The sequence below is a fragment of the Pseudolysinimonas kribbensis genome (genome assembly GCF_030161895.1).
In the GTDB taxonomy this organism is placed as follows: Bacteria; Actinomycetota; Actinomycetes; order Actinomycetales; family Microbacteriaceae; genus Pseudolysinimonas; species Pseudolysinimonas kribbensis.
The window spans coordinates 40,270-54,743 of record NZ_BSVB01000001.1 but is presented as its reverse complement, the minus strand read 5'-3'; the positions used below and the strand labels follow the sequence as shown (position 1 = coordinate 54,743).

12 protein-coding genes and 1 pseudogene are annotated in these 14,474 nt (G+C 73.0%); 8 read left to right on the top strand and 5 right to left on the bottom strand.

The features are described 5' to 3' along the window. Positions 1 to 60: 60 nt before the first annotated feature. From QQK35_RS00285 to QQK35_RS00270, 4 genes are all read left to right on the top strand, one after another. Complete coding sequence (locus QQK35_RS00285; RefSeq protein WP_431311828.1) at positions 61 to 2,211, top strand: SCO7613 C-terminal domain-containing membrane protein; 2,151 nt, start codon at positions 61 to 63, stop codon at positions 2,209 to 2,211. Between the two features lie 94 nt (positions 2,212 to 2,305). Beyond that, positions 2,306 to 2,548 (top strand): DUF1905 domain-containing protein, encoded by a 243-nt coding sequence (locus QQK35_RS00280; protein WP_348534853.1) that lies wholly within the window; start codon positions 2,306 to 2,308, stop codon positions 2,546 to 2,548. Positions 2,549 to 2,598: 50 nt separating this feature from the next. Then, positions 2,599 to 3,423 (top strand): P-loop NTPase family protein, encoded by an 825-nt coding sequence (locus tag QQK35_RS00275; RefSeq protein ID WP_284251944.1) that lies wholly within the window; start codon positions 2,599 to 2,601, stop codon positions 3,421 to 3,423. A gap of 64 nt (positions 3,424 to 3,487) precedes the next feature. Beyond that, positions 3,488 to 3,649, top strand: a complete 162-nt coding sequence (locus QQK35_RS00270; RefSeq protein ID WP_284251943.1) for a hypothetical protein — start codon at positions 3,488 to 3,490, stop codon at positions 3,647 to 3,649. A 71-nt stretch (positions 3,650 to 3,720) separates the two neighbouring features. Here QQK35_RS00270 and QQK35_RS00265 read toward each other — a convergent pair whose 3' ends face one another. From QQK35_RS00265 to QQK35_RS00255, 3 genes are read right to left on the bottom strand one after another with little or no spacing between them, the layout of a single operon-like run. After that, positions 3,721 to 4,203: a nucleoside deaminase gene (locus QQK35_RS00265; RefSeq protein WP_284251941.1), complete on the bottom strand. Its 483-nt coding sequence runs from the start codon at positions 4,201 to 4,203 to the stop codon at positions 3,721 to 3,723. Continuing rightward, complete coding sequence (locus tag QQK35_RS00260; RefSeq protein WP_284251939.1) at positions 4,200 to 5,639, bottom strand: purine-cytosine permease family protein; 1,440 nt, start codon at positions 5,637 to 5,639, stop codon at positions 4,200 to 4,202. The genes QQK35_RS00265 and QQK35_RS00260 overlap by 4 nt, the downstream gene beginning before the upstream one ends. Positions 5,640 to 5,688: 49 nt before the next feature. Further along, on the bottom strand, positions 5,689 to 5,886 hold the full coding sequence (locus QQK35_RS00255; protein ID WP_284251937.1) for a hypothetical protein: 198 nt from the start codon (positions 5,884 to 5,886) through the stop codon (positions 5,689 to 5,691). A gap of 95 nt (positions 5,887 to 5,981) precedes the next feature. On the opposite strand from QQK35_RS00255, the gene QQK35_RS19485 reads away from it, so the two are divergent. From QQK35_RS19485 to QQK35_RS00240, 4 genes are read left to right on the top strand one after another with little or no spacing between them, the layout of a single operon-like run. Beyond that, on the top strand, positions 5,982 to 7,079 hold the full coding sequence (locus tag QQK35_RS19485; RefSeq protein ID WP_348534852.1) for a DNA polymerase Y family protein: 1,098 nt from the start codon (positions 5,982 to 5,984) through the stop codon (positions 7,077 to 7,079). Further along, the gene (locus QQK35_RS19480) at positions 7,070 to 7,618 is read left to right on the top strand and encodes a hypothetical protein (protein ID WP_348534851.1); all 549 of its coding nucleotides are present in this window, start codon (positions 7,070 to 7,072) and stop codon (positions 7,616 to 7,618) included. The genes QQK35_RS19485 and QQK35_RS19480 overlap by 10 nt, the downstream gene beginning before the upstream one ends. A 20-nt stretch (positions 7,619 to 7,638) precedes the next feature. After that, on the top strand, positions 7,639 to 11,058 hold the full coding sequence (locus QQK35_RS00245; RefSeq protein ID WP_284251935.1) for an error-prone DNA polymerase: 3,420 nt from the start codon (positions 7,639 to 7,641) through the stop codon (positions 11,056 to 11,058). Positions 11,059 to 11,065: 7 nt separating this feature from the next. After that, positions 11,066 to 11,392 (top strand): hypothetical protein, encoded by a 327-nt coding sequence (locus QQK35_RS00240; RefSeq protein ID WP_284251933.1) that lies wholly within the window; start codon positions 11,066 to 11,068, stop codon positions 11,390 to 11,392. On the opposite strand, the gene QQK35_RS00235 is transcribed toward QQK35_RS00240, so the two are convergent. Both QQK35_RS00235 and QQK35_RS00230 read right to left on the bottom strand, forming a co-directional pair. Then, positions 11,389 to 12,627, bottom strand: a complete 1,239-nt coding sequence (locus QQK35_RS00235; RefSeq protein WP_284251931.1) for an aspartate aminotransferase type Ic — start codon at positions 12,625 to 12,627, stop codon at positions 11,389 to 11,391. The two genes, QQK35_RS00240 and QQK35_RS00235, sit on opposite strands and share 4 nt — an antisense overlap. Before the next feature lie 23 nt (positions 12,628 to 12,650). Next, a pseudogene (locus tag QQK35_RS00230) lies at positions 12,651 to 14,419 on the bottom strand (DEAD/DEAH box helicase). Between the last annotated feature and the right edge of the window lie 55 nt (positions 14,420 to 14,474).

Here is a 14,474-nt window from a genome sequence, read left to right as displayed (position 1 = left end):
CTGACCCTTGCCGCCTGGGCCGGCTGGAGCCGCACGACGGGCGCGGTGCTGGCCCTCGCGATGGCCCTGGTGCTCGGGATCCTGGTGCTGCTCGTACCCGCGGCGCGCCGGTCGCCGGCCTGGCTGCGCATCCCCGTGCTCGTCGCGGGACACGCACTGCTGCTCGTCGCCGGCATCTCGTCGTGGATCGAGCGGCCGCTGACCGTGCCGGTCGGGGTCGCGATCGTCGCGGTGCTCATCCCGCTCGGTCTCGCGTCTCCCCGCGCACTACGGCCGTACACCGTCGCCGCCGGCTACGCGTACGCGCTCGTCGTGTTCGCCACCGGTCTGGCCCGGGCCGACGTCGAGTCGATCGCGGTGCTCTGCCTCACCGCGTCGCTCGCCGCGGTCGCGGGCCTCGCGGCCACGCTCGTGCGACGGGTGCGGGCGGGGGCCTGGTACGCCGTGCTCGTGGTGACCGCGGTGCCGTTCCTGATCGGCGTCGTGACCGTGCTGTTCGTGCGCAGCGGGTGGACCGCGCTCTCGACCGGGCTGATCTTCCTGCTCGCGCTCACCCTCCTGCTCACCCGCCGCCCCGGGCTCAACCGCGTCGTGCGCACGCTCGCGGCGGCGCTGCTCGTGCCCGCCCTCGCGGTCGTCGTGGTGTGCCTCGGCGCGCAGCTGCTGGTCCAGAGCGGCTCGCCGGTGACGCTGCCGATCATCGCCGTCATCGTCGCGGCGACCCTGTGCGCCACCACTCCGATCGCCGCGGGCCTCACCCGGCACGGACTCGCGGCGCAGGATGCCGTGGCGGCGCGCATCGCGATCGAGACCTCGGCGCTCGTCACCGGGGCGATCGCGGTGCTGCTCGCGCTCGTGCGCCAGGCGGCCGGACTCGGTACGACGTTCGTCGTGCTCCTCGTCCTCGGCATCGGCGCCGCGGCCGCGGCGGCGTTCGCGAAGCGCGGCTACGGCTGGTGGGTCGCCGGCGTGTGCTGGAGCGGCGCCCTGTGGTGCGCGCTGTGGCTGGCCGGTGTGCAGGTGGCGGAGCCCTACGTGCTGCCGCCCGCTCTCGCGCTGGCGCTCGTCGGGGTTCTGCTCGCGGCGCGCGGCGGGGCGGGACTGCCGCTCGTGGCGACCGGGCTGGCGTGCGCGGTGCTGCCGACCCTCGTGCTGCTCGCGGTCGCCGGGCCTGGCGACGGCATCCTGCCCTGGCGCACGGTCGGCCTGCTCGGCGGTGCGTTCGTGCTGCTCGTGCTCTCCCGCCTCGCGGCGGGCCGGCTGGATCGGCACGGCCGGCTGGCGAGGCTCCACGCGCCCGTGCTCGCCGCCGCGATCGTCGCCTCCGCGGCCGGCGCGGTGCAGGGCGTGCGGTGGGCGGTGCGGGGCGACGCGGTCGCGATCCCCTCGGCACAGCTGGTCCTCCCGGTGCTCGGCCTCGCGATCGTCGCGGTCGTGTTCGCGGGATTCGCCGGCCGGATGCTCGTGCAGCGCACCGGCCGCGCCTCGCGCTGGGTGCTTATGCCGGCCACGCTCTTCCTGATCCCCGGGCCGATCGCGTCGGCACGCGATGTCTGGCTGCCGATCTGGACCCTCTGGGGCCTCATGCTCGCGCTGCTCGCCGGGGTCGTGCTCGTCGCATGGCGAGCGCGACGCGGCCCCACGATCCTGCCGCCGGTGTGGCTCGTCTGGGGCGCCGCGTGGGCGGTCGCCGTCGCCGGGTGGAGTGCCCGCGAACTGCGGGTGGAGATGTTCTCGCTGCCCCTCGGCATCGCCCTCCTCGCGGCGGGTGTCGTCGGTATGCGTCCCATGGCGCCGACCACGATCGTCGACCGACCCCTGCGCACCACGCCCAACGGCTGGCCGGTGGGGTTCACCGGCTCGTGGGCGCTGCTGACGCCGGGCATCGCGGCGGTGTTCCTGCCGTCGCTGCTGTCGACCGGCACCGATCCGCAGACCTGGCGCGCCATCCTCGTGATCGCGCTCGCGCTCGCCGCGATCCTGGTCGGCTCGCTGTTCAAGCTCGGGGCGCCGTTCGTGCTCGGCATCGCCGTGCTGCCGATCGAGAACATCGTCGTGTTCGCGGTGCAGATCGGCCGCTCGATCGGCTCGACGCCGTGGTGGATCACGCTCGCCAGTGCCGGCGCCGTGCTCATCGTCATCGCGGCGACCTGGGAGCGGCGCACGAGCGGCGAACGGGGCGTGGCCGCCCGGATGCGCGATCTGCGGTAGCGCGCGCTCCGACTTCGACCTGCGATAGTCGAGTCATGACCGCGTCGTACGCGTTCGAGGCCGAGCTCTACCGCTGGGCGTCGCGGCGGGAGAAGTGGCTGTTCGTCTCGCTGCCCGCCGACGTGTCGGAGGAGATCGGCGAGCTGCCCGCTCCCCGCGCGGCTTCGAGTCGCTGCGCGTCGACGTCACTCTCGGTGCCAGCACGTGGCGCACCTCGATCTTCCCGGGCGGTGACGGTCGGTACACGATGCCCGTCAAGCGCGCCGTCTACGAGAAGGAGGGCGTCGACGAGGGCGACACGGCGCGCGTCTCGATCCGCCTGCTCGACGTCGGCTGAGCGGAGCGCAGCACACGCAGGTGTCGGCCGTCGTTGACACCATCGAACACATGTTCGACACTGGAGCGATGACGGCGACAGCAGCGGCCGTCACCTTCGAGCTGTCGGAGGTGGAGGCCGAACTCGATCGGGGCGGCCACGCCCCGACTGGCCGCGCGCAGGGTGACGTGGTGCGCGAGCTGCAGGCGCGCATCCGGAGCATGCAGCGCAACCGCATCGACACACGGGCGCTGCCGACCCACCCCGCCCTCGCCGACCTGCTGCCGAACGGGGCGCTGAGTGCCGGCGGCACCTACGCGGTCGCCGGGTCGACGACCCTCGCCCTCGCCCTGCTGCAGGGCGCGAGCGCCGCGGGGGCCTGGTGCGCCGTGGTCGGGGTGCCCGATCTCGGGGTGGAGGCGGCCGCCGGCCTCGGTGTCGATCTCGACCGGCTCGTGCTGGTGCCGCATCCGGGTGAGCAGTGGCTCGCGGTCGTCGCCGCGCTCGTCGACGTCGTCTCGATCGTGCTCGTGAAGCCGCCGTCGGCCGCACCGGGCGTGCCGCGCATCGGCGAGGCGACCGCGGGCAGGCTCTCGTCCCGGCTGCGTCAGCGCGAGGCCGTGCTCGTGAGCCTCGGCGACTGGCCGCGGGCGGATGCCCGACTCGCCGTCACGGAGTCGGCGTGGGCCGGCGTCGGCGCCGGTTTCGGCCACCTCGTCGGGCGCCAGGCGACCGTGACCTCCGCCTCGGCGGCATGGTCGGGTCGTCCGCGCTCACGCCGGCTGTGGCTGCCCGGTCCCGGCGGGACCACCGTCGAGGCGGTCGTCGCCCGACCGGAGGGCGCCGACCGCGCCGACCGCGCCGACCGCATGGACCGGCTCCGCGTTGTCGGCTGAACGTCGCGGCCGCTGCGCGACGAGCCGGATGCCGAACAAGGCTCAGGGACAGCACAATGACCCCATGCAGATCTTTGCGATCGGATGGTTCACCCTGTTGGCGGCCGGCGTCATCCTCGTGATCGTCGGTCTCGTCGTCTGGATCACGGTCGGCATCCGCTGGCTGCGGCTTCATCCGGAAAACAACGCGCCCTCGTCGAACGGCACCGCGCCGCCCGCATCCTGACTCACTCCGGACCGACGCCCGAGACGGGCGTCGGGACTGGCGTCGCCGCGAAGGCCAGAAATGGCCTTCGCTCAGAGCTCCAGCGTCCCGATGTCCTCGTTCCACAGCTCGGGGTTGCCCGCGATGAAGTCGGTCATGATCCGGACGAGCTCCGGGTCCTGCACGACGTCGACGCGCACGCCGTTCTCGCGCAGCCAGTCCTCGCCGCCGTAGAACGTCGTGTTCTCCCCGATCACGACCCGGCCGATGTTGAACTGGCGCACGAGCCCGGAGCAGTACCAGCACGGCGACAGCGTGGTCACCATCGTCGTGCGGCGGTACGAGCGCTGACGCCCGGCGTTGAGGAACGCGGAGGTCTCGCCGTGCAGGGCGGGGTTGCCGCCCTGCACGCGCTGGTTGCGGCCGGAGCCGAGCAGCCGGTCGTCCGCGTCGAACAGCGCCGCACCGATCGGGATGCCGCCCTCCTCGAGCCCCGCGAGGGCCTCGTGCCGGGCGACGTCGAGCTTCTCGGCATCGGTGGCGTACACCGCGCCGACAACGGGCGCGGCGCTCATGCGGCCTCGTCCGCCGCGTCGACGCCGATCACGACATCCGGCTCCTCGGAGACCGGACCGCCGACCTGCGGGCGGAAGACCCGGAAGAACAGCAGGTACAGCAGGCCGGCCAGCACGAATCCGACGAGCGGCGTGAGGTCGCCGATCGGGGAGCTCGCGCCGCCCGTGGCGGTCACCACGAGCCCCGTGAACAGCACCTGGTTCGAGAACAGCACGATCGAGACGACCGCCGCGATGACGAACGCGATGATGCCGGCCGGGTTGCGGTACTTCGCGCGGTCCGGGATGAATGCCGCGATCGCCGTGCCCCGGCGCAGCAGCCGGTCGACGAGCACGACGCCGAGCCACGGCGCGATCCAGTAGGCGATGACGAGCAGGAAGTTCTCGTAGTTGCTGGTCACATCGGTGAGGATCGACACCAGCGCGATGAGGAATCCGAGGATGCCGAAGCCGATCGCGATGATCGCCCGCCGCAGCGAGAACCGGATCCGGATGCCGGCCGCGAGGAACGACATGGAGCCCGAGTAGATGTTGAGGGCGTTCGCGGCGATCGCGCCCACGGCGATCGCGAGGAGGGTGATGGCGGCGACCCAGCCGGGCATCCCGTGCACGAAGGCGTCGGTCGGGCTCGCGTTCTTCGGCGCCACGATGAGCGCGGATGCCGCGCCGGCCGCCATGAGCACCGTGCAGGAGACGAAGTTGCCGAGCGCGGCGGCCCAGCCGGTCTTGGCCCGGCTGACCGTCTTGGGCAGGTAGCGGGTGTAGTCCGAGGCGTACGGGTTCCAGCCGGCGGCGTAGCCGAAGGCCGCCGCCGCGGTGAGGGTGAACCCGCCGAACGTGAACGCCGAGTGGCCGAGGGCCGGGCCGACGACCGGGTTCGCGAAGATCGCGATGGTCGCGATGATGAAGACGACGCCGAGCACGATGCTTGCGTACCGCTCGAAGACCTGCACCAGATCGTGCCCGACGAAGGCCAGCAGCACCTCGAGCACCACGATGATGAGCAGCGCGAGCCAGATCGGCATGTGCGTCAGGGTCGCGAGCGCGAAGGCGCCGGAGACCGAGTTGACGGCGAACCAGCCGAGCCCCGCCATGATCGTGTTGATCGCCGCGGGCAGGATGTTGCCGCGCAGGCCGAACGCGGTGCGGCTCAGCACGAGCTGGGCGAGGCCCTCGCGCGGCCCCCAGGTCGACAGGATGCCGTGGCTGGTCGCGCCCAGCGCGTTGCCGATGACGACCGCGAGGATCGCCTGCCAGAAGCCGAGGCCGAAGTACGCGACGCCGATGAAACCGACGAAGACGGTGGCGAATTCGAGGTTGGGGGCTGACCAGGTGGCCAGGAGCTGCCAGGGCGATCCGTGGCGCTTGTCGGCCGGGATCGACTCGATGCCTCCCGGCTCGATCGAGGTGGGCCGGGGAGGGGCGGTCGTCGTCATGGCCACACCGTAGCGACTCGGCGCGTTTCGGGGTGTTTCGCCGCGACGATCAGCGCGACCGGCGCCGCTGACGGGCCGAGGCGACGAGGACGATGATCCCGATGACCGCCATGACGACGCCGAGCCCGATCTTGACGCTGTCGGGCGGTCCGCCCTCGATGAACTGCGTTGCGGCGTAGCCGACGCCGCAGACGGTCAGCAGGATGCCGAAGATCATGATCACGGTCATCGCGGTGCGGCGTCTCACGGGCGGGTCTCCTCCATCGCCCTCGATCCTCTCAGTTCTCTCCCGACGCGCCGGACCGGGTTGAACCATTCGAACATATGTTCGAGAATACCGGGATGACACCACCCCGCCTCCTCGTGCTCTGGGTGCCGGACTGGCCCGTGCTCGCCCATGCGCGGGCCGGGCGGCTGCCGGAGGAGGCACCGATCGCGCTCGTGGCGAAGAACGAGGTGGTCGCCTGCTCGGCCGCGGCGCGCGACGACGGCGTCCGGCGCGGGATGCGGCAGCGCGAGGCGCAGGCGCGCTCACCCCGGCTGCACGTGCTGCGTTACGACCCCGCGCTCGACGCGCGTGCGTTCGAGCCGCTGCTCGTCGCGCTCGAGCAGTCGTTGCCGGGGCTGCATCCGCTGCGTCCCGGCACGGTCGCCGTGCGGGCGCGGGGGCCCGCGCGGTACTACGGCGGCGAGAAGGCGGCGGCCGTGCACGTGCTCGGCGTCGCGCGCGAGCTCGGCGCGCCGGGTGCGCGGGTCGGCATCGCCGACGGGCTGTTCGCCGCGGAGCGCGCCGCGAAGAGCGGCGCCGACGCCGCCACGATCGTCGCCCCCGGCGCCACCCCCGCCTTCCTCGCTCCGCTCCCGATCACGCTCATCGACGAGGATCCGAGGGCCGGGACGGCCCTCGGCGCTGGGGTCGCGGCGAAGGCCAGAAATGGCCTTCGCTCTGAGCTCCACCGCGCGGAGCTCGTCTCGCTGCTCCCCCGGCTCGGCATCCGCACGCTCGGCGAGTTCGCCGAGCTCGGCGCCGACGATGTGCTCGCGCGGTTCGGTCCCGCGGGAGCGCGGCTGCATGCACGGGCCGGGGGTCGGGATGCGCGGCCGGCGACCCCGCGCATCCCCCGAGGGACGTCGACGCGCAGGTCGACTTCGAACCGGCGCTCGAGCGGGTCGACCAGATCGCGTTCGGCGTGCGGCAGGCGGCCGACGAGTTCATCGCCGCCCTGCTCGAGCAGAAGCTCGTGTGCACCGCGCTGCGGGTGGAGCTCGTCGGCGATCGCGGCGAGGCGAGCGAGCGGGTGTGGCTGCATCCGCGCTCCTTCTCCCCCGCCGAGGTCGTCGACCGGGTGCGCTGGCAGGTGGCCGGCGCCCTCGATCCGAAGCGCAGCGCGCGGCCGATCGAGGGCGAGCTGCGGTCCGCCGTCACCCGGGTGCGGCTGAGCCCGGAGGCCGTCGACCCGGCCGGGGCGCACGAGCGCGGGCTCTGGGGCACCGGACCGGACGAGGGCGTGCACTCCGCGCTCTCGCGCGTGCAGGGCATGGTCGGGCACGAGGGCGTTCTGACGGCGGCACCGGCCGGCGGTCGCACGCCGGCCGAGCGGCAGGCGCTCGTGCCGTGGGGCGACCGGCCGCTCGTCGCGCGCGATCCCCGTCGCCCGTGGCCCGGTGTGCTCCCGCCGCCGGCGCCGTCGATGGTCTACGAGCTGCCGCGCGGCATCGGCGTCGAGGATCCGGCCGGCAAGCCGGTCACGGTCGACGAACGCGGGGCCCTGAGCGGACCGCCCGCCGTGATGGTCTCGCCGACCGGCGCGCGGCGCGATCTGACGGCGTGGGCGGGTCCGTGGCCGCTCGACGAGCGCTGGTGGGATGCCGAGGCCGCCCGCAGCGTCAACCGCTTCCAGGCGGTCGACAGTGAGGGCGTCGCCTGGCTGCTCGTGCTCGACGGCGGCGGCTGGTGGGCCGAGGGGCGGTACGACTGATGATCGGCCGGGAGTAGGCGATGGGCTTCGACAATCCGCCGATCCCGTGGTCGGAGATCGAGCGCAAGCTGAGCGACCGGCGCCGGCCGAAGCAGATGCCCGCTGCGGCCGACGGCGGCGACAGCCCGGCGTGGTCGTTGCGCCGCGGTCCGTACCAGCGGCCCGACGACATCGTGCGCGACCGCGCGGCGGTCCCCTACGCCGAGTTGCACGCGCACTCGCACTACAGCTTCCTCGACGGCGCCTCCAGCCCCGAGGAGCTGCTCGAGGAGGCGGATCGGCTCGGCCTGCACGCGCTCGCCATCACCGACCACGACGGCTTCTACGGACTCGCGCGGTTCGCCGAGGCGGCCGAGCAGGCCGAGGTGCAGACGGTGTTCGGGGCGGAGCTCTCGCTCGGGCTGAGCGCCCCGCAGAACGGCGAACCCGACCCCGAGGGCGACCACCTGCTCGTGCTCGCCCGGCAGGAGGAGGGCTACCACCGGCTCTCGGGCGCGATCACGGCCGCCCAGCTGCGCGGCGGCGAGAAGGGGCGCCCGGCCTACGACCTGGGCGAGCTCGCCGAGATCGCCGGCGGGCACTGGGTGATCCTCACCGGATGCCGCAAGGGCGCGGTGCGGCGCGCGCTCGAGGAGCGCGGCTTCGGTCCGGCGGGTCGTATGGCCGCGGGCGAGGAGCTCGACCGGCTCGCGGGGTTGTTCGGGCGGGAGAACGTCTACGTCGAACTGTTCGACCACGGCGAGCCGCTCGACTCCGATCGCAACGACGCGCTCGCCGCCCTCGCCGCCGAACGCGGGCTGCCGGTCATCGCGACCGGCAACGTGCACTACGCCGCCCCGCGCCACCACCGGCTCGCCACCGCGGTCGCCGCGGTCCGCGCCCAGCGCAGCCTCGACGAGCTCGACGGCTGGCTGCCCGGGGCGGGAACCGCGCACCTGCGCAGCGGACGCGAGATGCAGGAGCGGTTCGCGCGGTATCCGGGCGCCGTCGAGCGGACGGTCGCTCTGGCCGACGAGCTCGCGTTCCCGCTGCGGCGCGCGAAGCCCGCGCTGCCCACGCAGGAGGTGCCCGAGGGGCACACCCCGATGTCATACCTGCGGCAGCTCGTCTGGGACGCCGTGCCGCAGAAGTACCCCGACCTCGACGAGGCCGGGCGCGAGCGCATCGAGAACGAGCTCGCCGTGATCGAGCAGAAGGACTTCCCCGGCTACTTCCTCATCGTCTACGGGATCGTCGCCGAGGCCCGGCGCCTCGGCATCCTGTGCCAGGGTCGCGGCTCGGCCGCGAACTCGGCCGTCTGCTACCTGCTGAACATCACGGCCGTCGACTCGATCTACTACGGACTGCCGTTCGAGCGGTTCATCTCCAGCCTGCGCGAGGAGGAGCCCGACATCGACGTCGACTTCGACTCCGACCGGCGCGAGGAGATCATCCAGTGGACGTTCGAGAAGTACGGGCGCGAGCGCGCGGCGCAGGTCGCCAACGTCATCCAGTACCGGCCGAAGAACGCCGTGCGCGACATGGCGAAGGCGCTCGGGCACTCGCCCGGCCAGCAGGACGCGTGGTCCAAGCAGGTGGAGCGCTGGGGCGCGTCGCTCTCGTCGATGGAGGACAACGACATCCCGCCGCCGGTCGCCGCGCTCGCGATGGAGCTGCTCGGCGCACCGCGGCACCTCGGCATCCACTCGGGCGGCATGGTGCTCACCGAGCGCCCGGTCGGTGAGGTCGTGCCGATCGAGCACGCCCGCATGGACAAGCGCACCGTCATCCAGTGGGACAAGGACGACGCGGCGTGGATGGGACTGGTCAAGTTCGACCTGCTCGGGCTCGGCATGCTCGCGGCGCTGCAGTACTGCTTCGACCTCATCCGCGAGGCCACCGGCGAGAAGTGGGAGCTCGCGACGCTGCCCAAGGAGGAGGCCGCGGTCTACGACATGCTGTGCCGCGCGGACTCGATCGGGGTGTTCCAGGTGGAGTCGCGCGCGCAGATGGGGCTGCTGCCCCGCCTGCAGCCACGGCGGTTCTACGACCTCGTCGTGCAGATCGCGCTCGTGCGGCCGGGTCCCATCCAGGGCGGCGCCGTGCATCCGTTCGTGCGGCGCAAGCTCGGGCAGGAGGCGGTGACCTACGCGCATCCGAAGCTCGTGCCGGTGCTCGAGCGCACGCTCGGGGTGCCGGTGTTCCAGGAGCAGCTCATGCAGATGGCGATGGCGGTCGGCGAGTGCTCGGGCGAGGACGCCGACCTGCTGCGCCGGGCCATGGGCTCCAAGCGCGGCATGGAGAAGATCGAGAAGCTGCGCGAGAAGCTCTACGCCGGCATGGCGTCGAACGGCCTGACGGGCGACGCCGCCGACGCGATCTACGAGAAGATCGAGGCCTTCGCGAACTTCGGCTTCGCCGAGAGCCACGCCCTGAGTTTCGCGCTGCTGGTCTATGCGAGCTCGTGGATCAAGCTGCACTACCCCGCCGTGTTCCTCGCGGGACTGCTGCGGGCTCAGCCGATGGGGTTCTACTCCCCGGCCACGCTCACGGGCGATGCGCGCCGGCACGGCGTCGAGGTGCGGCGCCCCGACATCCAGCGCTCGGGCGTGCACGCCGGTGTGGAATCGCTGAGCGGGTCGAGGAGTCCCTCACCCACGGGGATGGATTCGTGCCGCACCCTCCACCAGCCGCCGATCCCCGAGTTCGATCCGTCGGCAGCGGTCGCCGATGCCGCGCACCGCCGCGACGGGAACGTCGCCGTGCGCCTGGGACTCGCCGAGGTCACCCGGATCGGCGAGAAGGTCGCGCAGCGCATCGTCGCCGAGCGCGACGAGAACGGTCCGTTCCGTTCGATGGAGGACCTCGTGCGCCGCACGGGCCTCGTCACGGCGCAGCTCGAGGCGCTCGCCACCGCGGGTGCGTTCGACGAGTTCGGCCTCACCCGGCGGGAGGCGCTGTGGCGGGCCGGGTCGGCCGCGCAGGACCGCGAGGAGTTCCTCGCCGGCTCGATCGTGACCGTGCAGCCGCCGCTGTTCGCCGACCAGAGCGCGTTCGAGACCCTCGCCGCCGACCTCTGGGCAACCGGGATGTCGACCGACGACCATCCGCTCGCCCACTTCCGCGGGGCGCTCGACGAGCGCGGCGCGCTGTCGTCCGCGGCGATCCGGGTCGCCGAGCCGGGACGGCGGATCGAGGTCGCGGGGCTCGTGACGCACCGGCAGCGGCCGGCCACGGCATCCGGGATCACGTTCCTCAACCTCGAGGACGAGCACGGTCTCGTGAACGTCATCTGCTCGCAGGGCGTCTGGGGCCGTTATCGACGGATCGTGCGCGACTCCCCCGCGCTCATCGTGCGCGGGGTGCTCGAGCGCAGCCCCGAGGGCGTCACCAACCTGCTCGCCGACCGCTTCGAGCCGCTGCGCGTACCCGTCCAGCACCGCTCGCGCGACTTCCAGTGAGCGCGCGATGGCGGTCAACAGCGACCCGAAGGACGGGATCGATGCCGCCGGCCGGGCGCGCATCGGGTACGCGCCCGGATGGCATCCGATCCTCGCCGCCGTCGAGCAGCGGCCCGGCGAGTGGTGGCTCACGACGCAGTACGGCACCCACTACGCGATCGTGCGGCTGCTGCGCGTCGGCGGCGAGCTCGGGTACCGCGCGGTCACCTGGGCCGAGCACAGCGCCGACCGCGAGCTCATCGGGTACTTCCGCACCCTGCGGGCCGCGACGTTCTGGGCGCACCGGCACTGGCTGCGCACCCTCGCCCGGCCGGGCGGGGTGAACGGAGGTTAGGCGCGCTCCTCGATCGCGAGCAGCAGACACGTGCACAGCCCGTCGACCGCGGCCTCGACCTCGTCGAGAGCGGGGAAGGTCGGAGCGATCCGGATCACCGCGTCGTCCGGGTCCTCCCCGTACGGGAACGCGGCGCCCGCCGGCGTGATCGCGATGCCCGCGTCACGGGCGAGGTCGACCGCACGTGTCGCCGTGCCGGCCGGGCCGGTGAGCGCGACGAAGTAGCCGCCCGCCGGCGTCGTCCAGCGTGCGACGCCACCCGATCCGGGCGTGCCGAGCCGCTCCTGCAGGATCCGCTCCACGGCCGCGAACTTGGGCTGGATGATCGCGCGATGCCGCTGCATCAGCGCCCGGACGCCGTCGGCGTCCTGGAGGTGGCGCGCGTGGCGCAGCTGGTTGACCTTGTCGGGCCCGATCGTCTGCACCGATGCGTGCTTCCGATACCACGCGACATTCGTGGGCGACGAGCCGAAGAACGCCACCCCGGAGCCCGCCATCGTGATCTTCGACGTCGACGCGAACACGAACACCCGATCCGGGTTGCCCGCGTCCGCCGCGAGGCCGAGCACGTCGATGACCGGCGGGAACTCGTCGGTGAGCACGTGCACCGAGTACGCGTTGTCCCAGAACAGCCGGAAGTCCGGCGCCGCGGCGGGGAGCGACACGAGCGCGCGCACCGTCTCCTCGTCGTAGACCTCGCCGCCGGGGTTGGCGAACATCGGCACGCACCACATGCCGCGCACGGCCGGGTCCTTCAGGTGCTCGGCGATGACGTCGAGCGGCAGGCGACCGTCCTCGTCGAACGGCACCGGGATCATCCGGATGCCGAACGCCTCCGTGATCGAGAAGTGCCGGTCGTAGCCGGGCGATGGGCACAGGAAGGCGACGTCATCGTCGCGCCAGGGCACGTTGCCACCGGGCACGCCGTGCAGCAGCGCATGGACGATCGTGTCGTGCATGACCGCGAGGCTCGCGTTGCCGAGCGCGAGCAGTTGCTCGACCGGGATGTGGAGCAGGTCGCCGAAGATCGCCCGCAGCTCGGGCAGCCCGGTGTCGCCCCCGTAGTTGCGAACGTCGGTGCCGTCGGCGGCGCGGTAGTCGTGCGAGAGGTCCATCGCGAGCAGCGGCGCGGCGAGCTCGAGCTGCGCGGGCGACGGCTTGCCCCGGGTCAGGTCGAGCTTCAGGCCGCGGGCGACGAGCGCCTCGTAGGCGGCGCGCGCGGAGGTCGTGGGCATGGTTTCAGGCTACCGGCCGCGCCCTACTGCCCGATGCGCGCGCGCAGCCAGTCGATCCGCTTCTGCAACTGCGTCACGGAGGCGCGGGCGACCTCCGGACCGCCGTTGACGCGCCGCACCTCGGCGTGCACGTACGCGTGCGTCTGGCCCGTGTTGCGCGCCCGGATCGAGACGAGCCGGTTGAGAAGCTGACGCTGCTCGGAGAGGGTGCGGTGCAGCGGCGGCGGCACGTCGTCGGAGATCGGCCGGCCGGCGCTGCGGCGCGCCTGGCGGGTCTGCCGGGACCGCAGGAGCTCGCTCACCTGCTCCGGCTCGAGGATGCCCGGGATGCCGATGAAGTCCCACTCCTCGTCGCTGCCCGGCTCCGCGAGGTGACCGAACTCGGCGCCGTCGAACAGCACCTTCTCGAACGTCGCGATCGAACCGAGCGCTGTCCACTCCCCTCGTCGAGCAGGTCCGCGCTGGCCGACTCGCCCTGCTCCGCGCGGTCGAGGTCGTCGTCGTCGAGCAGCTCGTCGTCGTCGCGTTCCCGATCGAGGGCGTGGTCGCGCTCGAGTTCGAGCGCGGTGGCGAGCGCGAGCAGGATCGGCACGCTGGGCAGGAAGATCGAGGCCAGCTCGCCGCGGCGGCGCGCTCGCACGAACCGGCCGACCGCCTGCGCGAAGTACAGCGGTGTCGCGGCGCTGGTCGCGTAGACGCCGACCGCGAGCCTCGGCACGTCGACGCCCTCGGAGACCATCCGCACCGCGACCATCCAGCGGTCGTCGCTCGCGGCGAAGCGCGCGATCCGGTCGCTCGACGCCTTCTCGTCGCTCAGCACGACGGTCGGGGCTCGGCCGGTCAGCTCGGTGAGGATGGCCGCGTACGCGCGCGCCGCCGCCTGGTCGGTCGCGATGACGAGACCCCCGGCATCCGGCAGGCTCTGGCGCACCTCGCTCAGCCGCCGGTCGGCCGCAGCCAGCACGGCGGGAATCCAGTCGCCCGACGGGTCGAGCGCCGCGCGCCAGGCCTGCGCCGTGACGTCCTTCGTGTCGCCCTGGCCGAGCGCGGCCGACATCTCCTCGCCCTGCCGCGTGCGCCAGCGCATCGACCCCGCGTAGCTCAGGAACAGCACCGGACGAACCACCCCGTCCTGCAGCGCGCGCCCGTACCCGTAGGCGTAGTCGGTCTGCGAGACCCGGACGCCGCGCTCGTCGCGCAGGTACGTGACGAACGGGATCGGCGCGGTGTCGCTGCGGAACGGCGTGCCGGTCAGCGAGAGCCGTCGCGTCGCCGGCTCGAACGCCTCCCGGATCGCGTCACCCCAGCTGAGCGCGTCGCCGCCGTGGTGCACCTCGTCGAGGATCACGAGCGTGCGGCGCCAGCCGGTGAGTTCCCGGTGCACGGCCGCCTTGACGGCGACCTGCGCGTAGGTGACGACGACGCCGTGGTAATGCCGCGCCTCGCGCCCGTGCCGGTTGCTGAACTTCGGGTCGAGCCGGATGCCGGCCCGGTGCGCCGCCTCCGCCCACTGGGTCTTGAGGTGCTCGGTGGGAGCCACGACCGTGATGCGGTCGACGATCCGCCGCCGCAGCAGCTCGCTGGCGAGCCGGAGCGCGAACGTCGTCTTGCCGGCGCCCGGAGTGGCGGAGACGAGGAAGTCGCGGCGCGCATCGCTCGCGAAATAGGTGTCGAGCGCCTCCTGCTGCCAGGCGCGGAGGCGGTTCGCGGTGCCCCAGGGGGCGCGCTCGGGGAAGCTCGGCGGGAGGTGCTCGGCTGCCGCGGTCGCGCGGAAGGTCGGCAGCTCACTCATCGCGTGTTCGAGGGTAGGCGATGACACCGACGGTCGAGACGGCCGTCGACGCCGG